Annotated in this window: 20 protein-coding genes; 7 read left to right on the top strand and 13 right to left on the bottom strand. The window is 63.3% G+C overall.

Annotation, left to right across the window (positions count from 1 at the left end; translation table 11 throughout):
• Positions 1-83: 83 nt before the first annotated feature.
• The 4 genes from ACZ5WW_RS00540 to ACZ5WW_RS00555 all read right to left on the bottom strand — a co-directional run bounded on the left by ACZ5WW_RS00540 (position 84) and on the right by ACZ5WW_RS00555 (position 2,233).
• Complete coding sequence (locus ACZ5WW_RS00540; RefSeq protein WP_377170502.1) at positions 84-638, bottom strand: PIN domain-containing protein; 555 nt, start codon at positions 636-638, stop codon at positions 84-86.
• Positions 635-1,096 (bottom strand): helix-turn-helix domain-containing protein, encoded by a 462-nt coding sequence (locus tag ACZ5WW_RS00545; RefSeq protein ID WP_377170500.1) that lies wholly within the window; start codon positions 1,094-1,096, stop codon positions 635-637. Before ACZ5WW_RS00545 ends, ACZ5WW_RS00540 begins: the two co-directional genes overlap by 4 nt.
• A gap of 167 nt (positions 1,097-1,263) precedes the next feature.
• Positions 1,264-2,016 carry a hypothetical protein gene (locus ACZ5WW_RS00550; RefSeq protein WP_377170498.1) on the bottom strand — a complete coding sequence of 251 codons (753 nt, stop codon included), beginning with the start codon at positions 2,014-2,016 and terminating at the stop codon, positions 1,264-1,266.
• A gap of 13 nt (positions 2,017-2,029) precedes the next feature.
• Positions 2,030-2,233 (bottom strand): hypothetical protein, encoded by a 204-nt coding sequence (locus tag ACZ5WW_RS00555; protein ID WP_377170496.1) that lies wholly within the window; start codon positions 2,231-2,233, stop codon positions 2,030-2,032.
• 268 nt (positions 2,234-2,501) lie between these two features.
• On the opposite strand from ACZ5WW_RS00555, the gene ACZ5WW_RS00560 reads away from it, so the two are divergent.
• The 3 genes from ACZ5WW_RS00560 to ACZ5WW_RS00570 all read left to right on the top strand — a co-directional run bounded on the left by ACZ5WW_RS00560 (position 2,502) and on the right by ACZ5WW_RS00570 (position 7,417).
• Entirely contained in the window at positions 2,502-4,142 is a 1,641-nt protein-coding gene (locus ACZ5WW_RS00560; protein ID WP_377170494.1) for a site-specific DNA-methyltransferase, read from the top strand.
• Positions 4,142-6,817 (top strand): DEAD/DEAH box helicase, encoded by a 2,676-nt coding sequence (locus ACZ5WW_RS00565; protein ID WP_377170492.1) that lies wholly within the window; start codon positions 4,142-4,144, stop codon positions 6,815-6,817. Before ACZ5WW_RS00560 ends, ACZ5WW_RS00565 begins: the two co-directional genes overlap by 1 nt.
• 168 nt (positions 6,818-6,985) lie before the next feature.
• Positions 6,986-7,417 (top strand): hypothetical protein, encoded by a 432-nt coding sequence (locus ACZ5WW_RS00570; RefSeq protein ID WP_377170490.1) that lies wholly within the window; start codon positions 6,986-6,988, stop codon positions 7,415-7,417.
• Between the two features lie 470 nt (positions 7,418-7,887).
• Here ACZ5WW_RS00570 and ACZ5WW_RS00575 read toward each other — a convergent pair whose 3' ends face one another.
• From ACZ5WW_RS00575 to ACZ5WW_RS00600, 6 genes are all read right to left on the bottom strand, one after another.
• The gene (locus ACZ5WW_RS00575) at positions 7,888-8,721 is read right to left on the bottom strand and encodes a hypothetical protein (RefSeq protein WP_377170488.1); all 834 of its coding nucleotides are present in this window, start codon (positions 8,719-8,721) and stop codon (positions 7,888-7,890) included.
• Positions 8,722-8,884: 163 nt separating this feature from the next.
• Complete coding sequence (locus ACZ5WW_RS00580; protein WP_464694202.1) at positions 8,885-9,463, bottom strand: hypothetical protein; 579 nt, start codon at positions 9,461-9,463, stop codon at positions 8,885-8,887.
• A gap of 32 nt (positions 9,464-9,495) precedes the next feature.
• Positions 9,496-10,035: a hypothetical protein gene (locus ACZ5WW_RS00585; RefSeq protein ID WP_377170484.1), complete on the bottom strand. Its 540-nt coding sequence runs from the start codon at positions 10,033-10,035 to the stop codon at positions 9,496-9,498.
• A gap of 203 nt (positions 10,036-10,238) precedes the next feature.
• Entirely contained in the window at positions 10,239-11,084 is an 846-nt protein-coding gene (locus tag ACZ5WW_RS00590; protein ID WP_377170482.1) for a hypothetical protein, read from the bottom strand.
• Positions 11,085-11,142: 58 nt separating this feature from the next.
• Complete coding sequence (locus ACZ5WW_RS00595; protein WP_377170480.1) at positions 11,143-11,466, bottom strand: hypothetical protein; 324 nt, start codon at positions 11,464-11,466, stop codon at positions 11,143-11,145.
• 773 nt (positions 11,467-12,239) lie between these two features.
• Positions 12,240-12,428, bottom strand: coding sequence for a hypothetical protein (locus ACZ5WW_RS00600; protein ID WP_377170478.1), 189 nt, complete (start codon positions 12,426-12,428; stop codon positions 12,240-12,242).
• 162 nt (positions 12,429-12,590) lie between these two features.
• Here ACZ5WW_RS00600 and fxsT point away from each other — a divergent pair, with 162 nt between their 5' ends.
• The 3 genes from fxsT (at position 12,591) to ACZ5WW_RS00615 (ending at position 16,112) form a co-directional block, all read left to right on the top strand.
• Positions 12,591-15,491, top strand: a complete 2,901-nt coding sequence (fxsT, locus tag ACZ5WW_RS00605; protein WP_377170476.1) for an FxSxx-COOH system tetratricopeptide repeat protein — start codon at positions 12,591-12,593, stop codon at positions 15,489-15,491.
• A 41-nt stretch (positions 15,492-15,532) separates the two neighbouring features.
• A complete protein-coding gene (locus tag ACZ5WW_RS00610) occupies positions 15,533-15,730 on the top strand; it encodes a hypothetical protein (protein WP_377170474.1) in 198 nt (65 codons plus the stop codon).
• Between the two features lie 64 nt (positions 15,731-15,794).
• On the top strand, positions 15,795-16,112 hold the full coding sequence (locus ACZ5WW_RS00615) for a hypothetical protein (RefSeq protein WP_377170472.1): 318 nt from the start codon (positions 15,795-15,797) through the stop codon (positions 16,110-16,112).
• A gap of 326 nt (positions 16,113-16,438) precedes the next feature.
• On the opposite strand, the gene ACZ5WW_RS00620 is transcribed toward ACZ5WW_RS00615, so the two are convergent.
• Both ACZ5WW_RS00620 and ACZ5WW_RS00625 read right to left on the bottom strand, forming a co-directional pair.
• On the bottom strand, positions 16,439-17,125 hold the full coding sequence (locus tag ACZ5WW_RS00620; protein WP_377170470.1) for a hypothetical protein: 687 nt from the start codon (positions 17,123-17,125) through the stop codon (positions 16,439-16,441).
• A gap of 390 nt (positions 17,126-17,515) precedes the next feature.
• The gene (locus tag ACZ5WW_RS00625) at positions 17,516-17,794 is read right to left on the bottom strand and encodes a hypothetical protein (RefSeq protein WP_377170468.1); all 279 of its coding nucleotides are present in this window, start codon (positions 17,792-17,794) and stop codon (positions 17,516-17,518) included.
• A gap of 244 nt (positions 17,795-18,038) precedes the next feature.
• On the opposite strand from ACZ5WW_RS00625, the gene ACZ5WW_RS00630 reads away from it, so the two are divergent.
• Positions 18,039-18,650 carry a hypothetical protein gene (locus ACZ5WW_RS00630; protein WP_377170466.1) on the top strand — a complete coding sequence of 204 codons (612 nt, stop codon included), beginning with the start codon at positions 18,039-18,041 and terminating at the stop codon, positions 18,648-18,650.
• A 299-nt stretch (positions 18,651-18,949) separates the two neighbouring features.
• On the opposite strand, the gene ACZ5WW_RS00635 is transcribed toward ACZ5WW_RS00630, so the two are convergent.
• Positions 18,950-20,761, bottom strand: a complete 1,812-nt coding sequence (locus ACZ5WW_RS00635; protein ID WP_377170464.1) for a hypothetical protein — start codon at positions 20,759-20,761, stop codon at positions 18,950-18,952.
• Positions 20,762-20,809 lie beyond the last annotated feature (48 nt).

Raw genomic sequence — 20,809 nt, forward strand, 5'->3', positions numbered from 1 at the left:
AGTGAGGTGGGTGACTGCAAGCAGCTTTTTATGGCTCTAAATGCTCGAAAATACCATCGCTATCAATTCCAGCCGCGCTCGCATCACGAGCTCAGCTCGTCCAGCAGGCGCGATGAAAATTCAGGCACAAACCGTCCCAGATCAATCAGGTGATCTTCCAGCGTGCAGCCACGCTTCTGCGCGATGCCTCCCAGCTGGTGCATCACATGCAGCGGCTCCAGATCAAACAGCGTCAGCAGATACTCCTGCGGGTGCTTTGCCGTCACACCCCATGGCGACAGCGCCGCATCGCTGAAATCACGCAGGTTGAAGGTCAGGATCACCTCCGCCTTGCTGTGAACCGCGCAGGCCAGCACATGCCTGTCCTTCGCGTCATTCATGCACTTATCTGTCAGGTGTTCATATCCCTCTGCCAGGCTCTCAGGAAACGCCCGCCGCAGCTCTGTTTGAAAACTGTCCGCCACATGCTGCGGCCAGCCGAGCGGGCCCAGTTGTGTCCGGCGTGTCTCCGCCAGGATCTCCTCGCTCCACACCGGCAGGTACAGCCTTGGCTTTTCGGCCAGGAGCAGCAGCAGGTTTGCCACGCCGTAGTTCGCCAGTACGCAGGCATCCAGCACCACTTTAAAGTCCGCCCTCATGTCTTCTCGGGCATGGGGGCGGCGGGAAAGTAGAGCCCGGCTTTCATCACCTCTTCAGTCAGCCGGTCCATCGCCTCGCGGCGGTTCTTGTCTCGTTTTTGCTCGTAGGCCAGCAAATCCTTGAAGGTCACGCGCCGGTGCGCGCCCACCTTGTGGTGCGGTATATCCCCCTTCTCAAGAAGATTCACGAGATGCTGCCTTGAGACTCCCAGGTAGTTCGCCGCAGCCTGCGTGGTAAAGGCCTCGTCCTCCGGCACCATGACGATGGCCTTGCGCTCATTCATGAGCCGCACGATCCGCGCAAAATGCGCAAACAGCGCTTCTGGAATGTGCGTGCGGTTTCCCTGTTCATCGATCAAAGCCACGTGATCCCGCTTGGCAAAAAGCCGGGCAAGCACGTTCAGCTCATCTTCGGGGATGAGGGAAGGATCGAGGCGGTTGGTTCGAGTGGTCAGCATGTCTAAAAAGTCCTTTGTACAATCTGGTGGAATGTGGCGGCCTCTTCACTGCGCGGAGGCTTGGCGCATGCGCCAAGCCTCCGCGCAGTGAAGAGGTTTACAAGCAATTAATCGCTACAAACGCTATATTCGACGCACCTGATTCGGTTTTCGTTCGCTTTTTGCCCTCACCAGACTGCCGGCAGCTCGTTTTCACACCCATACGCGGGGCCGTCCACTTCGGTCTGTCCGTTGTCGCGTTTCCGGTAGATGGATGAATAGAAAAACTCCAGGGAGGACAGGTTCACCTCGCGGTAGGTGAAGTCATGCAAGATGCGCTCCAGACGCATCCTCATCTCCTCCTGCTTGCCGAGGTTGATCTCTCCCGTGAGCTTCAGGTAGGAGCGCGCGATGAAGAAATTGAGCCCTGCCGCAAACAAGCACGTTCTGGGGTCATGTTTGCTCATCCCAAAGTCCAGATGCACAGGCCTGAAGGTGCACATCCAGAGGGAGAAGGCTGCAGCACGGCGCGTCATGAAGGGCGCGCGGGAGTTGATGCGCACGCTCAGCCGGGACACCTCCTCCTGCAGCGCCAGGCGCGCCTCCTCCTGCATCAGGCCTTCCTTCTTCAGCCGGTCCATCAGCTGATGCAGCCGCATGATGCCGTACACATCCCTGCAAAAGCGGCCCAGCATCAGCCGCAGCGCATGGTAGTCGATGCGGATGGCCTTGGGCGTGATCGTCTTGCTGGCCTGGGTCTCCACATAGCGCACGGCCAGATTTTCAAAAGCCTCCGCCATCGCGGCATCTGCATCCGGGTGGTTGCCATGCCAGAAGAGGCACTTCAGCTCCGCGTCCATCATCTCTCCGGCGGTGGCCACCAGCGCCGGGGCGGGCGGCTTGTCCAGGGGATCATGCCAGGCTTGGCGCTCCTCGCTCATGGGGCAGGTGCGCTTATCGGGCGGTCGTCACACCAGCGCAGGCTTCCCACAGCGCGGCTCCAAAGGACTCTGTCTCCTCCTGGTCATGCGGGCTGGCGCAGCTCGCATCTGGGAAGTCCGTGGCGTTTTCCCGCTGCGAGATCAGCTCCGCAGGCACGGGAAACAGCTCCTCCAGAGCGGGGAGCCCGGACACATATTGTTCGAGAAGTCTTGGCATGGCGGGAAAGGCGAAGAAAACCGGGAAATTTCCCTTTGGCAAGCAGAAATCCTACGCCGCTCTAGCAAGAACTCGCATCCGCTCGCGCCGCCCTTGCCACCGCTTCCCATGGCCCTGCGGCAGCATATCACACTTGTCCTCTGGATGTCGCGTCGCTTTGGTGGCTTCCCTTCGGCAGTCCATTGGAGGGGTATGCCCGCTCTTTTATGCGCCTCAGCCTTGAATCCACGCGTGACAGCACGCTCAGCCCTGCGTAAAACAGGCGGGCATGCCCACGCTCAACTGGATCGGCAAGGACGCCGTCATCAACCACCATCTCGAAGTCCCGTTTCGTCTGCTCAGGGACGTGCCGGAACTCGGCTGTGGCGACCCCGGCAGCGGGAATCTCATCGTGGAGGGGGACAACCTCCTCGCCCTCAAGGCCCTGCTGCCCTACTACCGTGGAAAGGTGAAGTGCATCTGCATCGACCCGCCCTACAACACCGGCAACGAAGGCTGGGCCTACAACGACAACGTCAACAGCCCCGCCATCCGTCAATGGATCGGCGAGACCGTCGGGAAAGAGGGAGAGACCCTTGACCGCCATGACCGCTGGCTGTGCATGATGTATCCCCGGCTGGCTCTACTAAGGGAGTTCTTGAGCGAGGATGGGAGTATTTTCATCTTCCTGGACGACAATGAAATTCAGGCGCTGCGATATCTGATGGATGAAATCTTTGGGCTGAAAAACTTTATTACGACATGCATCTGGCAGAAAGTTTATTCACCCAAAAACTCGGCCCGGCATTTTTCAGAAGACCACGACTATGTGGCTGTTTATGCAAAAAATGCGGAAACGTGGAAACCTAACTTGGTGGCTAGAAGCGACGAGCAAGATGCCGCTTATAAAAACCGAGATAATGATCCGCGCGGCGTCTGGAAGACAAGTGACTTGTCGGCGAGAAACTATTTTAGCAAGGGAACATACTCAATCACTTGTCCAAGTGGACGGGTTATCGCTGGCCCACCAACTGGGATGTATTGGCGCGTCTCAAAGGAAAAATTCGACGAGTTAAATGCCGACAAGCGAATTTGGTGGGGCAAAGACGGCAACGCTATACCGCAAATCAAACGCTTCCTCACCGAAGTGAAGCAAGGCGTGGTTCCACAGACGCTCTGGTTTTATAAGGATGTAGGTCACACACAAGATGCGAAGAAGGAATTGGTGTCTGTGATGGATTTTAAAGACTCGGATTCTGTCTTCATCACCCCAAAGCCCACCCGCCTGATCGAGCGCATCCTCCAAATCGCCACGAACCCAGGCGACCTCGTTCTCGACAGCTTCGCAGGCAGCGGCACCACAGGTCACGCGGTGCTCAAGATGAATGCGGCTCTAGATTGCAGTTCGGAGGATGCCGCCGCAAGCCGCCGCTTCATTCTCGTGGAAATGGACGAAAAAATCGCGCCTGAAATCACCCGCGAGCGTGTCAAGCGTGTGGCAGAAGGCTACAAAAATGCCAAGGGCGACTCCGTGCCCGGCCTTGGCGGCGGCTTCCGCTACGTGCGTCTTGGCGATCCGCTGTTCGATGACCACGGGCGCATCAATGAGGATAAAGTGCGTTTCGCCGATCTGGCACGACACGTGTATTTCTCTGAAACGGGCGAGCCTCTGCCCAAGGAGCGCATCTCGGCCAAGACGCCGCTGCTCGGCATCCACCATGGCCGTGCGGTGTACCTGCTCTACAACGGCATCCTCAAGGACAAGAGCGTGGACGGCGGCAATGTGCTGACAAGCGCCACCCTGGAGCACCTGCCCGCGCACGATGGCCCGAAGGTGGTTTATGCCGCCGGCTGCCGCTTCAGCAAGGCCCGCCTCGACCGCGAGGGCATCACCTTCAAACAAACGCCTTACGCCATCCGCACCCGCTAATGGAACTCAAGCAATACCAATCCCACGCCCTGCACTGGCTGCGGCGCTACTACCAGAAGTGCTGTGTCATGCAGCAGGCGGAGGACACCTTTCCCGCCTCCACGGCATTTACCTCGGTCACGGCGGAGATTCATGAGGGGCAGGGGCTGCCCTACGCTCCCGTGCGGCAGGTGCCGGGCATCCCCTACGTGTGTCTGCGCATTCCCACGGGTGGCGGCAAGACGCTGGTAGCCTGTGAGGCGGTGAGCCTGGGTGTGCAGGAGTTGTTGCAAAGGGACCGCGCCCTGATCCTCTGGCTGGTACCGAGTGATGCCATCCGAACGCAGACGCTGTCCCGCATGCAGGATCGGGACGATCCATACCGCCAGTCTTTGGACACCAGCCTGGGAAATGTGGCCGTGCTGGACATCGAGGAAGCCACCCGCATGAAGCGGGCCCTGCTGGACAGCCATACCGTCATCGTGGTGGCGACCATGCAGGCCTTCCGCCGCAGGGACATGAGCGCGCTGAACGTGTACAAGAACAACGGTGAGCTGATGAGCCATTTTGAAAATCTGCCGCCGGAGCTGCTGGAGGCGGTGGAGCGCGAGCCTGAAGGCCACTTCAACCAGTCGCTGGTAAACGTCTTCCGTCTTCGCAGGCCCTTTGTCATCATTGATGAGGCGCACAATGCGCGGCAGCCGCTTTCATTTGAAACCCTGCGCCGCCTGAACCCCTCCGCCGTGCTGGAGCTGACCGCCACGCCAAACCTCAAGGCCGAGATGGTGAAGGAGGACGGGGAGAGCTATGAAAACCCGCCCAGCAACGTGCTCTTCTCCGTCTCCGCCTACGCGCTGAAGGCGGAGGAGATGATCAAGCTGCCCATCTACCTGCGCTACCGCGAGCCCTGGGACGCGCTGCTGGGAGACGCCATCGGTGTGCTCAATCACCTCGATGGAGAGGCACGGCAGGAGGAGGCGCAGACGGGCGAGTACATCCGCCCCATCATGCTGCTGCAGGCTCAGCCGGAGTACAAGGACAGGGCCAGCATCACCGTGGAGACAGTGGAGGCAAAGCTGAAGGAGTTTGGCATTCACGAAAGCGAGATCTGCGTGCACACCGGCAGCAGGCGCGGCCTGGATGGCATCAACGTGCAGACCCGTGAGAGCAAGGTGCGCTTCATCATCACCGTGCAGGCGCTCAAAGAGGGCTGGGACTGCCCGTGGGCGTATGTGCTCTTTTCGGTGGCGGAGATGGGCAGCAGCAAGGCGGTGGAGCAGATTCTGGGCCGCGTGCTGCGCATGCCGAAGGCGAAACGCAAGCAGCGAGACGACCTGAACAACGCCTACGCCTTTGTGGCTTCCTCAAGGTTTGACGAAGCCGCCAAAGCACTGAAGGAAGGGCTGGTGGCATCCGGCTTTGAGGGGCAGGATGTGGATGATCTCGTGGTGGAGCGCCCCCTGCTGCCCGGCATTCCTGCCGAGACTGCTCCGCCGCCAGATGTGCCCGTCACGACGATTCTGCCAGACAAGCCGAAGGCCGCGCTGCCATTGGCGGTGGTGGATGTGGTGACATGGAACCCGAAGACCGGCGAGCTGACCGTGGCGAAGCCTTTGAACAAAGAGCAGGAGGACGCCGTGCTGGCCTGGGCAGGAACGGACAAGGCCCAGGCCGCTGTGCGTGCCGCTGTGAACAAACGTGCCGGCCGCGCTGCCGAGCCGCAGCAGCGAAAAACCTGCCCGGCAGAGGCTGGCGTGACGTTCTCCGTACCCGTGCTCGCACTGAAGCAGGGGGATTTCCTCCATCAACTGGAGGAAGATGACATCTTGGAACGCAACCACTGGACGCTGGCCAAATGCGATGCGCTGCTGCCCAGCTTTGTCATCCCGACTGAGCAGCGCGGAATCTCGATTGATGTCAATGAAACGGAAAAGATTCAGCAGCGGTTCCTCACTGAAACCGACCGCCAGCAGCGCCTGCTGGAGTCCAGCGCGGCGTGGCCGCCAGCCAAACTCATCGTAGCCACAGCCCGCGCCTTTCCACATCCTGGCCTGACGGATGCGGAGGTGGACATCTGGCTTCAGCGAGTGATCTCCGAGCAGGAGAAGCGCGGCGTGACCCTGGAGCAGATGACCGCGCACCGTCATCGTTTTTTCAAGGCCGTGGCTGCCCGGGTGAACGAACTGGAGAAGCAGAACCAAAAGAAGGTGTATGAAACACTGCTGTATGGCGACGGCTCAGGCACCGTGCATGTGTCGCTGGCGAGCGTCTTCACTTTCGATCCGCAGAAGTATCCGGTGGGAGATCGCTATCACGGCCTGGAGCTGCCCCGGCACTACTACAAAGAGATTGGCGCCATGAACCACGAGGAGATTGAGTGCGCCCGCATTATCGCTCATGACGAACGTGTCGAAACATGGGTGCGCAACCTTGAGCGCGAACCGAAGCTTTCATTTTGGATTCAAACGAGCACGGACAAGTTCTACCCCGATTTCCTCGCGAAGCTGAAGAACGGAAAAAACCTCGCGGTGGAATACAAAGGCGGCCATCTCGCCGGGAACCCGGACACCGTGGAGAAGGAACGCCTCGGCAAACTGTGGGAGGAGCGCAGCGGCGGGCAGTGCTTCTTTGAAATGGTGAAAGGTCCGGGAGATTTCGCCAAGATTCAGGATGCCATCAAAAAAGCAGCGGCGTGAATTGAGCCCCCCCTGCATCTCCCGCACCCACAAATTATCCAGCGTGGGGCTGGGCAGGGGCTTTCAGCGGCGGTTCAGGGCTCAGGGGGAGGGTGGGGGGCTGTAAAATTCACAAGATTCCGGAGATGACAAACGGGGATGGCGTATCATGCGTGTCGATTCCCACCTATGAAAAAGTCCACGGCTCTTTTTGCCCTGCTCGTCACCCTTGTCCCGGCTGTGCTGGTTTATTTTGCGGCCAGTTTCCATGCCGCCCACCAGCAGCAGCTGCTGGAGGAGCAGATCAGGCAGGAGGGGCAGGCCGCCATCGATCACATCCTGAAAGTGAATGAACTGCGGCGCACCCTGCCGGGAAAATCCATCGCCGAAATCGCCGCGCTCGCCTATCCGCCGCTGCCGCAGGGCTACATGCTGCGCCCCCTCACCGCGGGCGAGCGTGCACGCTATCCCGCGCTCAAAGACTCCGACTTCCTCGTGCAGCAGACCGCCCCGCCCTACCTCAGCATCCCCAGCGCCGCGCCGTACCTGCAGCTCGACATCACCGCAGACAGCCCCCCGCCCACAGCGCCCGCCGCTCAGTCCACCGCGCCCGCGCGCTAGCCTGCGGTTTGAGGCCAGGTGCGGGAAAGGCGGCCTTGGGTGTGTGTGTCGGCACACGGCAGGCTGCAGGGCGTGCGCACACCCTCGCAGTCGGGCGGTTTGGCGGAGGTCAAGGCAGTGCCTCGGAAATCCTTCGGTGCCAAACACGGCCGACCTGCGTCCGCCGCGCGGCCCTTCAGGCTCGTTGATAAAAGTGCGTGGTATCATGCCACGCACAGCTGAAAAACGGGTCTTATGGATGTAAGCCAGCATCCCATGCGGCTTGGCCAGCGCTCTGGCGGAGAGGGATCGTCCCGATCCCTCACGCTCACGCATCGCCCTGCATTCTCGTGCCTCCGCAAAGCCGAGCCTCCCTCATCATCCAGCGCCCTCGCACATCCACAAACACGCTGCAGGTGGGGGGATCAAGATGATCCCCCTCCGTCAGCTCGTGCCTCCACCTTCAGGCTCGTTGATAAAAGTTCGTGGTATCACTCCCCGCGCCCGTGCATTTCCAGCACACGCTCGCGCACGCTGGCGGCGATGTCATCCGGCGTCGCGTAGGGCAGGGGGGCAAAGGCGGCGGTGTGCTGCACCAGGCCCACATCGTAGAGCTTCGCGATCTGGTCCAGCGCCTTCAGCCGCACCGAAAGCATCGGCGCCGAGGCACGTGCGCCCGCCTCATCCTCGTCATCCTCAGCCGCCTCATGCAGCAGGCCCGGGAAGGTCTCCTCCACCGTCTGCCACAGCACCGCGCACAGCTGCTCGCGCAGTCCGGCAAAATCCGCCTCGCACTGGGGCGAGCGTGCCGCGTGTGCCGCACGGCCCAGCCGCCAGAGATCCTGCACCGCCTGCGCCCCCAGGCCCAGCACGCGTGCCACCTCCAGCAGCGGCAGCCCCTGGCGCACATGCAGCTCAAAGACCACCTCCTCCGTGCGCAGCCCCAGGGCCCGCGCGCGCTCCAGCCAGCGCCGCAGCCCGGCGGGCAGCCATACCGCCGCCTTCGCCCCCGGCTCCCGTGCGGCAGCCGCACCTGCGCCAGCGGCACACGCAGCGCCAGCGCCATGGCCGCCTGCGGCAGCGCCTGCCACTGCGCCATCAGGCAAAGCGTCCGCCTCATTCCCAGCCGTCGCACGGGGCGCATAGGCCCCATCCTCCAGCCCCGCCACAGTCAGCGCACCGCTCACCGCCTCACCGCCCGCTGGCGCAGCGTCGCCCTCCGTTCCCGCCATGCCGCCTGCGCCCGCCGCCGTCTGCGGTGCCGCAGTGCGCCGCCGTGCCGCAGCCCTGGGAGCGCGGGGTTTGGAGGAGGAAGCTCGGGCCATGGGTCCTGATGGGTTGGAGTGGTGGAATGTGGTATGAAACAGCCTGAAAAGAAGACCATGACATACCATCATCGATTGGGTCCCGATTTTTAAATTCAAGCGCTTTGTTTCGCAAACACCCGCCCCCCACGCCCGCCCCGCTTCAGCACAGCCCGGCCCGCCCTCAGCTTTCCGCCATCCCCGCGCGTGCCGCCCGCCTCCGCGCCCGCCAGAGCTGCGCCTGATGGCCTGCCTGCGGTAGAAGCAGGGCCATCGCCAGCGCGCCACCCATTACCAGCGAGTTTGCCTGTGCGATGCCCGGGTCGTTCAGGTAGCTGTCAAACGTGGGCCACCGGCTCGTCACGCGCTGGCCCTGCAGCAGCCCGGGGCAGGCGTGGAAGATGATCCAGCTCTGCGCGATGCCACCCCCCAGCCAGAGGAGCGGCATCCACACCATCATGGGCGCATAGCTGGGCCACCACCGCCACATGGGCACCGCCGCCAGCAGGCACAGCAGCAGCGCCACCGCGCCGCCCACGCCCGCCGCGAAGTCTTGTGTGATGAAATACCACGGTGGAGCATCCCCCGGGCTGCCGCCGTGCAGGGAGAAATGCTGCATCACCGGCTCCCGCAGCGCATTCGCCAGGCGGTAGGACCCGACCACGACGACGAAGAAGAGGATCATCCCCGAAAGCTCAAACTTCCACGCGGCAGAGGGGCTCTCCGGTGGGAGTGGTGAAGGTGGCTGCTGCTGCGGATTCATGGGAGGCATCGGGGGTGGTATGAGGCCATCCTTCAGCGGGCCTTCTGCGCTTTCTCCTTCGCCTTGGCCTCGTAGCGCCCCTCGTAGGGGCTCCAGTCCGTTTTGTCATCCTTTTTGGGCAGGATGCTCAGCTCGTAGGAGCCCAGGTGGCCGCCGCCTTCGTCAAAGGTGGCCTGCAGGCACTGCACGGTGCCCGCCACCACCTCCTTCACCGTCACGCCGTAGGGCTCGCAGTCTCCCAGATTTTGCAGATCCAGCACGATGCGGAAGTGCCGCCCCTTCACCAGCTGCACAGACACCCCCATGTGCAGCAGGGACACCAGATTGGAGTCCGGCATGCCGGCGCTCTCACTTTGCGGCAGCCGGTTGGGCATGGCGATCGCGCCGATGAACGACTCCGGCACCGCATTCACCAGCACCGGCACCCGCGCCACCACCACCACCGCATCTCCGTCAGTGCCCAGCGTGGTCAGCGGCTGGTGGATGAAGGCCAGCATGCGCGTCCCCGCATGGGCGCAGGCTGCACCCAGCACACACACCGCCAGCGTCAGAAAGAAAAGCCCTCGTTTCATACAGATCATGGTCATGGTCTTAAGCAGCAGGTATTATTGCCATGACCACCCCGTCTTAGCACTTTGCCCGCAGGCTGTCGAGTCCGGGCCATATCAGCACCGCCCCGATGTTTGGGCCTCTCCCGTCCTTCGTAGCCCACCGGGCGAAGAACGGATTGCGGCCATCCTTCATCTCCCCGGCATGGCAACTCATCGCGCTCGCGTCACTCTTTCCCACCATCGCCCGTGCCCGGCTTCTTCTCCGCACCCGCGTCCTTCAGCGGCTGCAGCGGCACGCGGATCTCCGAGGGCGAGCCCCCGTCCAGCGTGACCACCTGGCTTTCATACCCGGCGGAACCTACCGAGATCTGGTAGGGCTCCAGCACCATTCCGTAAAAGTCCAGGCTCATGCCCTCCGCGCTGCTGTGAGTCACGCTGCTGAGCCGGGTGCCCGGCCGCGTCCCGGCAGCGGGCCCCACGCTGGAAAGCCCGTCGTGACGGCAGCCGATGTTGTTCAGCCCTTTCCCGCTCACCGCATCATACGGCGTCACGCGCACGTGGAGCGGCCGCGCCTTGGCAAACGACTCGCGCATCTGCGCCATCCCAGCGTTCATGAGGAGGCACAGCGCCATCACCGCCAGCGTCACACCCCAGGCGATGGACCTCGCCCACTCCGTGTCCTGTTTCTCCTCCGCAAACCACTCCTGGTGCCCGCTGCGGGAGAGCACCGCCGCCACATACACGCAGCCTGCCAGCATGAGCCACTCCGCCCACGTGCCATAGCTGGCGCGCCCCAGCACCCAGCCCCCGCGCGGCAGCCAGTCCAGCGCGGCCCATGTCACGATCACGCAGGCCACCACCACCGCCAGCCTGCTGAAGAACAGCGCCCACTTCCGTGAAGAGGCCCGCCCGATCAGCAGCCCGTAACCGATGGGGATGCCCACGAATCCCAGATTGAAGAAGAAGCGGCCCTTCAGCAGATTAAAGAGCGTGTCCGCCAGCGCGACCGCGCCAGACGCGAGCACCAAGATGCCAGCCATGCACACATGCCGTGGGGGGAAGGGGGCCATGCCGCCTTTTTACACGCAGGCGCCCGCAGAAGTCACGCCCAAACAGCGCTGCCTCGCCTCAGGCGCTCTCCGCGCCACCACCTTCGTCGCGCGGGGCTGCGTCCGCCTTCGCCTTCGCAACCTCCCGCCCCGCAGGCCCGCGAAACACACGGCGCACCGCCTTCGCCAGCGTCCCCAGCACCTCCAGCAGCGACAGCGCAAAGCTCCCCAGCAGAAACCCGGTCAGCGTGGAGATCACCCAGCCCGCCTTCTCCCAAAAGAAGTAGTACAGAAATCCCGGCAGAGAGATGAGCACCGCGCAGCCCAGCACAAACAGCCCATACGCCACCAGCGCAGCGGCGGTGCAGGCCTTGCGTCGGTTGCGCAGCTTTTGAATGATCATGGTCAGTGTGCAGGCTGAGGTGTGCGTGCCAGCGCGAGGCACGCAGCCGGCGCAGCAGCAGTCACGCCCAGGCACCGGCATTCAACCACCGCCACCTGCACCCATGCCGCACACGCGCCCCACCCGCATCCGGTTTTTCATGCGGCACCGCCTCCCGGCCGGAGGATGGCCGTCCCGGCTGTCCATGGTGGGCAGGCTTCCAGCCTGTCCTACCAGCGCGTGGTGTCTGCGCTGGGAGAGGGAGCTGGAGGCGGGACGCCTCAGGCCCCTGTCAGGCCGGAGGCCTAACCTCCCGGCCGGAGGATGGCCGTCCCGGCTGTCCATGGTGGGCAGGCTTCCAGCCTGTCCTACCAGCGCGTGGTGTCTGCGCTGGGAGAGGGAGCTGGAGGCGGGACGCCTCAGGCCCCTGTCAGGCCGGAGGCCTAACCTCCGGCCGGAGGATGGCCGTCCCGGCTGTCCATGGTGGGCAGGCTTCCAGCCTGTCCTACCAGCGCGTGGTGTCTGCGCTGGGAGAGGGAGCTGGAGGCGGGACGCCTCAGGCCCCTGTCAGGCCGGAGGCCTAACCTCCCGGCCGGAGGATAGCCGTCCCGGCTGTCCATGGTGGGCAGGCTTCCAGCCTGTCCTGAGGCCGCAGCGCCCAGGCCCGCCGCGCTTTGGGTTTGCGCACCGCCGCCGTGCGTTCGCGTCAAACGTCTGCGTGGTCCCCGGCTGTCACGGATGAATGGCGTGGGCTCTCAGATCCACCCATGCAGCCCTACGGTCCCGCCTCACGCTCAGACCAGCGCCAGCAGCGCCGTGCCCAGCAGCAGGTACAGCGACACCCCCCCAAAAAAGCCCAGCGCCTCATTCGCGCGCGAGAAAGTCCCCGCATTCAGCCGGATGCTCCCCGATCTCAGTGCACGCAGGCCCATCCAGTAAAACAGCGCAACCAAAGCCAGGGAGAGGAGGTGGGCGGAGTCCATGGAGAGGCAGTCATTGGTCAATCTGGCCCCCTGCATACTCCCGCGATCAGGCCACGTCAATGCCCTGCTGCATGTCCTCCAGGCGACTCCCGGGTTAAGTCTGCCATCTACGGCATTTACTGCTTGCCCGCTCCGCGTCTTACACACACCCTTGCACCACGCATGAGCACCCTGCGACCCGTCATCTTCATCTCCGCCGTCAGCAAAGAGCTGCACACGGCCCGTGCGCTTGTCTCCCAGACACTCACGTCCCTCGGCTACGATCCCAAGTCCCAGGACATCGCTCCCACCGAGACCGGGATGCTCCCCCAGGTGCTGCGAGACTGGATCGATCAATCCGACGCCGTCATCCAGCTCGTCGGCCACCGCTACGGCTTCGCCCCAAAAGAACCCGACGCCGAATTCGGCGAGTACAGCTACACGCAGCTGGAGGCCCTCTACGCACGCCAGCAGGGCAAGAAGGTCTGGTACCTCATCCTCACCCCCGAGCACCCCACAGACCCCTGTGATGCCGAAGCCCACGCGCTCAGCGCCCTGCAAGACGCCTACCGAGCGAAGGTCACAGGTGCCGACTACCTTTATCATCTCAGCAGCAGTCTGACCCAGACGGAGAACATTGTGTTGAAGATGCGTGATGATTTGGCCGAGCTCCGCCAAAAAGAGCTGGCACGGCAGGCTCAACTGCAGCAGACGATCGAAGCCACGCACCAAAACACCGCCGAGATATTGGCGCGCTTTGCCGATCTCAATCAGCAGGCAAACCGCCAGCCTCAGCTCCTATTCAAGCCAGAGTCATGGCCGCAGCCCGCGCCGTTTCACAATCGCACCTTTCCTCCTCAGCAAAATTTCGTCGGTCGCGCAACGCTGCTCAGCGCCATGAAGCAGAGCCTCGATGCCGGGCGCGATATCGCCCTCACGCAGCCCGTCGCCATGCACGGGGCAGGGGGCATTGGCAAAACCCGCGCCGCAGTCGAGTTTGCCCGCGCCCATGGCAGCGCGTACACCCTGCGCCTCTTCCTCGATGCCCAGAGCCCCGACTCCTTGCGCGCTTCCCTCGCAGAAGTCGCCCGTCGGCTCGAGCTCACCACCGATCCCCAGGCCAAAGAGGAAGCCCTTGTCCTCCTCGCCCTCCGCCTGCTGCGTGCCGTGCCCAGCGCCCTCGTCGTCGCAGACAATGCCGACACTCTGGCGGCCCTCGAAGCCGTCCGCCTCCTCTGCCACCAGCCCGGCGGCGTCCGCTGGCTCATCACCACCCGCCTCACCAATCTCGGCGAAGAATTCGCCCCTCAGCGCGTGGACCTGCTGGATGAACCCGATGCCGTGCAGCTCCTGCAAAAGCGCGCCAGCAAAAGCAATCATCAACCTGGCCCCGATGCCGACGCCCGCGCCGTCGCCCTCGAGCTCGGCCGCCTCCCCCTCGCCCTCCAGCAGGCCGCCGCCTACGTCGCGCACATGCGCCTCACTTGGACGGCGTACAGCAAACTGCTCGCCGAAAATCCCACAAAAGCCCTCTCCCATGAAGCCAGTGAGATGAAGGATCTTCCTGATGGCATTCTGCGCACTTACCGCATCAGCCTCCAGCAGCTAACGCCACTTGCCAGAGAATTGCTGGAGATCGCCGCTCACCTCGCCCCCGCGCCCATTCCAGAGGCTGTCTTTCTGCAAGACGACGAATTCGATGGCCTCCAGCGAGCCGCCCTCGCCGAGTTGGCCGATCTCTCCCTGGTCGAATGGGAGCCGCCGACATTGGAAATGCACCGCGCCATTGCCATCGCCGTTCGTCTCGACATCGGACTTGGCCGGGACACGGACTTGGCTGAAAAAACTCGCGCACGGCTGTCCCAAGCCTGCCGTAGGGTGACAGTCTGCGCCCCGCGAAACAATGCTCACCCGTCCCACTGGCCAGCCTGGGCTGCACTGCGTCCGCACATCGAGCATCTGCTGGCCCAGGCGGGCCCTGCCGGTGTGGCGGAAGAGGTCTGTTACTTGCTTCTGGTGAATTGGCCCATTCACCTCCAGGTCTTAGGCGAGTACGTCGCTGCCGAGGCATTCTGCTGTCGCGCGGTGGCCTATTCATTGAAAAGCTTCGGCTCAGATCATCAGAATACCTTGGGGAGCCGAAACAATTTGGCCAATGTGCTGTGGGCCCAAGGCAAATATGCCGAGGCGGAACAGGAGCACCGGGCCGTGCTGGAGATTAGGAAGCGCGTGCTGGGCGAGGAGCATCCGGATACCTTGAGCAGTCGGAACAATTTAGCCACAGCACTGTATGACCAAGGCAAGTATGCCGAGGCGGAGCAGGAGTATCGGGCCGTGCTGGAGATCAGGAAACGCGAGTTGGAAGCCGAGCATCCAAATACCTTGAGCTGCCGGAACAATCTGGCCAACGTGCTGAATGCCCAAGGCAAGCATGCTGAGGCGGAGCAGGAGTTCTGGACTGTATTGGGGAGCTTAAAACGCGTGTTGGGCGTGGAGCATCCGCAGACCTTGATGAGCCAGATGAACTTGGCCAACGCGTTGTTGGCTCAAGGCAAGTATGCCGAGGCAGAGCACGAGCACCGGATGGTGCTAGAGAGCAAGGAACGCGTTTTGGGAGCGAAGCATCCGCATACCTTAAGCAGTCGGAACCATCTGGCTAATTCGCTGTGGGTCCAAGGCAAGCTTGCCGAGGCTGAGCAGGAGCACCGGAGCGTGCTGGAGATCAGGAAACATGTGTTGGGCACGAACCATCCGGAGACCTTGATGAGCCGGATGAACTTGGCCAAAGTGATGTTTGAGCAGGGCAGGCATGCCTACGCCGAGCAGGAGTACCGCGCCATACTAAAGGTCCAGGTCCGCGTGCTGGGCGCGGAGCATCCTGATGTGGCGCTAACATGCTGTAATCTGGCACTCTGCCTCGAATCCCAAGGCCAGCACTCCAAGCTCGCCGAAGCCCTTCCGTTGATGCAGCGTGCGGAGCAGATCTGGCAGAAAGTCCTCGGCTCCGACCACCCGGACACCAAAGACGCTAAAGAGCAGCACCAGCGCCTCGAAGCCGAGCTGAAAAAATCCCCTTCACTTTAGCCCTCGCCGTAAGTCCCGCACTCCCCCCCCTCCTCACCCCCATGTTCCCGCTCTACTTCAGCCTCATCACCTTCGCGGCGGGCATCCCGCAGGGCGTGTTTTTAGGCAGTGTGGCGGCGCGGTGGCTGGGGCTTGAGGGAGCGTGGGCGCTGCTCGTCATCGTGCCCGGCGGCTTTCTCGGCATCGTCCTCGGCTATGGCCAGGCGCTCCTCATCCGCTGGCTCCTGGGCCGGCGCTGAGGCCGCATGCCGCGCCATGCCATTCACCACTCGCATTTTCAGCCGTGCAGCCCATGCTCCCTGCATGAAAAGCACCCTCCGTCCGCTGCTCATCACGCTCCTGCTCCTTGTTTCCGCCGTGCTCTTTGGCAGCGACCCCGCAGCCGCGCCGAAATCCCAAAGCCGCGACTGGTCCCTTTCCCAGATCCGCCGCGCCATCGCCCGGGACAAGCGCGCCTATCAGGACATTCTCGTGAACATCTCCATCGCCAGCGAAGACACCCTCGTCGTCACCATGGTCACATCCAGGCTGCCCATGTCCGGCAGCGGGCAGCGCATCACCCTCAAGTACGATGAAAGCCAAGGCTGGCACGTCACCGGGCTCGAGGGCTTCGACAGGTAGCCCTGCCAGGGACACCGGCAGGATGCGCTGCCCCCCTTCGCCATTTCCTCACGCTCCGGACCAGCGCCTCATCGGCCTCTCGCCAGGCAGCCTACCACGAACCATTGAAAGCTGGTCTGCTGCCGCAGGCCGGGCAGGCCATGCGGGCAGTGCGGTGCGGCGGTCAGGCCGCAGGCTGGGGGTGTCTGGTGTTGGTGGGTTGTGTCATCCTCCACCGCTCCCTCCGCCAAACCGCCCGGCTGCGCGGGCCTACGCACGCCGGGGGGGGGCTGGCCCAGAGCTCGCAGGCGGAAGGGCTGCCGCCACATCCGTCCTGCGGCCATGGCTCAGCGGGTGCTGTTTCGCCTCATCTCCTCACGCACCAGCGCCTCCAGCTCCAGCCGCTTCTGCTCGGCATCATAGGGCGGTCTGCCATCGATGCCCGCCCTGATCCTGGCCACCTCCACACGGCCCAGCGCGCCGTCCTTCACCGCCTCCTGCAGGGCCATCTGCGCCAGGCTGCGCACGGGATAAAACTTCTCGCGCAAAGTGCCGCAGGCGCCATTGACCACAAAGTGCCCGTCCTGCAGCGCCGTCAGGTACCACTCGACGCAGCGCCGGTCCTTCAGCCTGCGCAGCGTCCTGGCGGCGCTGATGCGCACCGCCGGATGCTCCGACCATACCATCTCCTGGCATGCCTCCTTCAGCGCGGCCTCGTCTCCCAGCGCCGCGGCGATGATGCAGAGCATGCCGCGCAGCTCAGCGTCACGCTCCAGCGCCAGAGCCCGGCGCACCTCCGGCAGCAGCCCCCTGCCGGTGCTGCGGCACTCCGCGATGATGGCCTCCCGCTTTCGCTCCGTCGGCAGCGTGCTCTGGGCCCGGGAGTAGTCGGCATCCGGGTTGGCCGGGTCACACTCATGCCGCAGCCGCTCCAGGATGACGGCAAAAGCACCGGGCGTCTCCTCGCGCCACTTCAGCACCAGGCACGGCACCAGTAAAAACAGCAGGGCAAGCATCAGGCGGTCAGGGTGCATGCCTGTGGAACGTCCGGCTCCGTGCATTCCTTAGGCGATGATTTGAAACCTGGCCACAGGCAGGACGGGAGAAGCCCAAGCCTCTGGAGCCCAAGCCTTTGCAGCACGGCCTTTGCAGCACGGGATGGATGACGCAGCACGGGATGGATGACGCAGCACGGGATGGATGACGCAGCACGGGATGGATGACGCAGCATTTTCGTGGCAAACTCAAGCACCGCGCTCTTTCTTTCCCTGTCCCCCACCTTTGCGCAAACCCGCACATGGCAGGCCCAAAGTAGCTCAGTTCCTGTGGAACTGAGGAGCGCGCCCTTCGGGCCCAAAGCCTGCGCAGTCCCTGGCGGTCACGCATGGCAGGCCCTGGCTCGCAGATCCACCCATGCAGCCCTGCTACCCCGCATCCCGCGCAAAATCGACCACGATCTGGCAGTGGCCCAGGTTCACCGGGCACCGCACTCCCGGGTAGGTGCCGTGCTTCTTCGTCTCTGCCGGACTCAGGGCATACTCCAGACGTGCCCCGCAGCACGCGCACACAGGGTGCATGCCCAGTGCCGCCCTTTCTTGAATCACTTCCACGCTCATCTCGCTGGAATCAAAGACATACTCGCCCTCCTTGAGGTTTGCCTCCACCTTCTCTCTCCGGCTTCGATACTGCGGCTTCTTCATCATCGGCTGATGGGTTCGGGCTTCGGGTTAAATCCCGCTGGAAGCATAGGGGGGCGCGATTCAGGCTGTAAATGGATGTTCTTCATCGGATTCACATGCGGGCATTGCCCGGCGTCCCTCACCGCTTCTCATAAAAAGCCACGCCTCATGCACCCAGAGACGGCTCTCCCACATCACAGCCGCAGCGCCCAGAGCCGCTGCGCTTTGGGCTTGCGCACCGCCCCTGTGTTCCCGTTGAATCCGCCGCATGAAATCGCGGCACCACCTCATCCTGGCACTTCTGCTGCTCATGCTGTGTCCGCACTGCCGCTCGGTCAAAGGCGGCAGTGATGGCGGGCTCCCCGACACGGTGATTCCCACCCTCGTCATCAAGGACGCCCCCATCACGCAGGCCGTGCAGGCCGCGCTGGCGGAGGCCCGCAGGGCCGACCCACGGGCCGGTGCGGTCAGCGTGATCGTGCAGGAGGCGCCGGGCTCCGCAGCCCGCATAAGCGTGGACCTGAAAAACACCCCCCTCATCGAGGCCCTGCACCTCATGGCGGCCTCCTGCCATTACCGGCTGAGCCTTCAAAACCACGCCGTCGAGCTCCACCCCCAGCGGCCCGGAACGCCGGAGCGTGAAACCGCATACATCACCCTGCAGCCGCACACGCTGCGCCACCTGCACATCAGCACCCTCACGGAGGCAACCGCCAGACGCGCGCTGCAAAGCCTGAAGATCGACCTCAAAAAGATCGACTCCATCGTCCCGGTCCCCGGCTCCGCCGCGCTGCTCATCCAGGGCTCCGATGCAGACGAAGTGCGCAAAGCCGCCGCCATCCTGGACCTCATGAACCGCGGCCTGCGCATCGGGCCATGAGCCCCCCACCTTTGCGCAAAACCCGCACATGGCAGGCCCGGCGCGGAGTTGCGTCCTCTGCTGGCCCGGCGCGCGTGGGAGTTGCGGCGCTTTTCTTGTTCCGCAGGGACAAGGCTGCTTTGCATTGCCCCAAGCAGCTCAGTTCCTGTGGAACTGAGGAGCGCGCCCTTCGCGGGCCCGGAGCTTGCAGCGCCAATGGCCTCGGAAAAAAAAGCCGGGTGCCCAGAGCCTGCCGATGGGCAGGATGGGCACCCGGGCGGGCGGCGGTTGGTGATTCACCTCCGCGGCGGGTGCCCAGGTCAAGGCGTGCGGATGGACCGCTGGCGCAGAAACTTGTAAAAGGCCTTCAAGTTTTTGTCCGTCTCCGCAGACTTCCCGCTTTCGGCAGCGCCGGAGCGTGCCAGGGCGTCCCGCAGCGGCTCCTTCTCCATGAGTGCAGCCAGGCGGGTCCGCAGCTCCGGCGAAGAGTCCCACACCTTGGGCGCGCTGTGCGTGTGTTTGAGGATGGAAAACAGGTGCACACGGTGGCTCAGCACCATGGCCGCATAGTCATCGGGACCCGTGCGCTTCGTGTCCAGTTCATTGATGATATGAGTGTCTGAATTCTCCAGTTCGCGGAGCAGCAGGTCAAAGGTGGTCACGTTGTAGGGCATGCGCAAAGCTGCGCCCATGGTCCACTGGGTGCGGTAGGGCCTTCTTTCCTCCTCGTAGCCGGGGCTGCCTGGCGGGTGCTCCCTGAGCTCTTTTTTCAGGCGCTCGAGCACGGCGGGGAGATCGTCTGGAAGGTCGGGATAATTGTGGTTGAGCATCCGGAACCAGCTCACACCCGCCGCCAGAAACTTGTCGCCATACACGTCGTTGTGACCGGTCGCGATGCTGCCTGGCGACGCGATGTTCCAAAAGCCCGCCGTGCGCTCGCCATCTGCTTTGGGCACGATGCGGTACTTCGACAGGCGGTGCTGCTTGTTTGGCACCCAGAATGCCGGGTCCAGCGTGGGCTGCAGAGAGAGCTTGTACTGCAGCGCACGGAGCTCAGCGTCCGGCAGCGGACGTGCCGGCTGCACCTCTCCCGTCTTTTTCACATCATGCGTCCGTGTGGAGCGGTCAAAGCCGATGGTGTTGGCAAAAAGCTCATGCCGCAGGTAGCTCAGGGTGGCGACAGGGTGCAGCAGGTAGTTGTTGAGCGGCTGCAGCACTCTGTTTGCCGTGTCCTGGGTGCTCGTGACAGCGAGCACGCGCGGAGCCAGCAGGCGGGTGTCGGTCGGCTGCTGGGTGACGAGCTTCGACTCATTGACGGTCTTGATCTGGTCCTTTGAGACAAAGGCCACCTCCGCGCTGTTTGCCAGCAGAAACAGGTGCGGCAGGCGCCGGTCGTCGCCCGGGGCGGTGTCCTTGATCATCAAAGCCGCCGTCTTTTCCAGCAGCGCCCCGCCAAGCGAGTGACCCGCAAAGACCACATTGGCCCCCTGTTGTTTGCCCGCCTCCGCCACATCTCCGAGAAACTTTTGCAGCTCGGCGCTTTTCCCGATCTCGCGCGCCGTGCGCCGCCTCCCGGTGAGCGTGCCCCACTTGAGCAGTCCATCCAGGCTCTCGCCCCGCCAGGCCACGTAGATGGCCAGCACCCGGCCCATTTTGGCCTCGACCATCCGGTGCACCAGGCCGTCCAGATCCTGCATATCCTTGCCTTTGGCCTCTCCACAGTCAGGCGAGCTGTCATTGTGCCACCCGTGCACGTAGAGGAGCACCGTGCGGGGGCTGAAGCTCTGGATCTCCTGCACCGCCGTCGAGAGCTGCGCCTTCAGGTGCGGCTGGCCGTCCTCTTTGAACTCAGCCACCAGAAAGCGGTTCGTCCTGTCATCGCGTGCCTTGGCCGAGTCAAAGCGCCGCTTCACATTCCAGGCATTGGCGTGCTGCGGGTCGGTGATGGAGCCGTCAAAGTAGGCCTTCTCAGGCCGTATGCGGAACGAGCAGGAAGACAGCAGTCCGCCCCCCATCAAGGCAGCCAGGCACAGGCGCAGTGCGCCGCTGCGGAGGACCCTCGGCGCCATGCCGGGTCTCGGGTCTGTGGGGGAGGAGTGTGCCGTGGTCAGGGCCATTAGGTTCGGGTGCATGATGGTATGATTAGGGTTTACTGTGGTATGAAAGAGGCGGAGCGCCCG

It is taken from the genome of Prosthecobacter fluviatilis, assembly GCF_055388355.1.

What these genes read in the sequence shown, in the direction of transcription:
- ACZ5WW_RS00580 (WP_464694202.1), bottom strand. Translation starts at nt 9,463, where the DNA reads ATGAATCCGCAGCAGCAGCCACCTTCACCACTCCCACCGGAGAGCCCC.
- ACZ5WW_RS00565 (WP_377170492.1), top strand. Translation starts at nt 4,142, where the DNA reads ATGGAACTCAAGCAATACCAATCCCACGCCCTGCACTGGCTGCGGCGC.
- ACZ5WW_RS00550 (WP_377170498.1), bottom strand. Translation starts at nt 2,016, where the DNA reads ATGAGCGAGGAGCGCCAAGCCTGGCATGATCCCCTGGACAAGCCGCCC.
- ACZ5WW_RS00615 (WP_377170472.1), top strand. Translation starts at nt 15,795, where the DNA reads ATGAAAAGCACCCTCCGTCCGCTGCTCATCACGCTCCTGCTCCTTGTT.
- ACZ5WW_RS00620 (WP_377170470.1), bottom strand. Translation starts at nt 17,125, where the DNA reads ATGCACCCTGACCGCCTGATGCTTGCCCTGCTGTTTTTACTGGTGCCG.
- ACZ5WW_RS00630 (WP_377170466.1), top strand. Translation starts at nt 18,039, where the DNA reads ATGAAATCGCGGCACCACCTCATCCTGGCACTTCTGCTGCTCATGCTG.
- ACZ5WW_RS00560 (WP_377170494.1), top strand. Translation starts at nt 2,502, where the DNA reads ATGCCCACGCTCAACTGGATCGGCAAGGACGCCGTCATCAACCACCAT.
- ACZ5WW_RS00635 (WP_377170464.1), bottom strand. Translation starts at nt 20,761, where the DNA reads ATGCACCCGAACCTAATGGCCCTGACCACGGCACACTCCTCCCCCACA.
- ACZ5WW_RS00600 (WP_377170478.1), bottom strand. Translation starts at nt 12,428, where the DNA reads ATGGACTCCGCCCACCTCCTCTCCCTGGCTTTGGTTGCGCTGTTTTAC.
- ACZ5WW_RS00595 (WP_377170480.1), bottom strand. Translation starts at nt 11,466, where the DNA reads ATGATCATTCAAAAGCTGCGCAACCGACGCAAGGCCTGCACCGCCGCT.
- ACZ5WW_RS00625 (WP_377170468.1), bottom strand. Translation starts at nt 17,794, where the DNA reads ATGATGAAGAAGCCGCAGTATCGAAGCCGGAGAGAGAAGGTGGAGGCA.
- ACZ5WW_RS00570 (WP_377170490.1), top strand. Translation starts at nt 6,986, where the DNA reads ATGAAAAAGTCCACGGCTCTTTTTGCCCTGCTCGTCACCCTTGTCCCG.
- ACZ5WW_RS00585 (WP_377170484.1), bottom strand. Translation starts at nt 10,035, where the DNA reads ATGAAACGAGGGCTTTTCTTTCTGACGCTGGCGGTGTGTGTGCTGGGT.
- fxsT (WP_377170476.1), top strand. Translation starts at nt 12,591, where the DNA reads ATGAGCACCCTGCGACCCGTCATCTTCATCTCCGCCGTCAGCAAAGAG.
- ACZ5WW_RS00590 (WP_377170482.1), bottom strand. Translation starts at nt 11,084, where the DNA reads ATGGCCCCCTTCCCCCCACGGCATGTGTGCATGGCTGGCATCTTGGTG.
- ACZ5WW_RS00545 (WP_377170500.1), bottom strand. Translation starts at nt 1,096, where the DNA reads ATGCTGACCACTCGAACCAACCGCCTCGATCCTTCCCTCATCCCCGAA.
- ACZ5WW_RS00610 (WP_377170474.1), top strand. Translation starts at nt 15,533, where the DNA reads ATGTTCCCGCTCTACTTCAGCCTCATCACCTTCGCGGCGGGCATCCCG.
- ACZ5WW_RS00575 (WP_377170488.1), bottom strand. Translation starts at nt 8,721, where the DNA reads ATGGCCCGAGCTTCCTCCTCCAAACCCCGCGCTCCCAGGGCTGCGGCA.
- ACZ5WW_RS00555 (WP_377170496.1), bottom strand. Translation starts at nt 2,233, where the DNA reads ATGCCAAGACTTCTCGAACAATATGTGTCCGGGCTCCCCGCTCTGGAG.
- ACZ5WW_RS00540 (WP_377170502.1), bottom strand. Translation starts at nt 638, where the DNA reads ATGAGGGCGGACTTTAAAGTGGTGCTGGATGCCTGCGTACTGGCGAAC.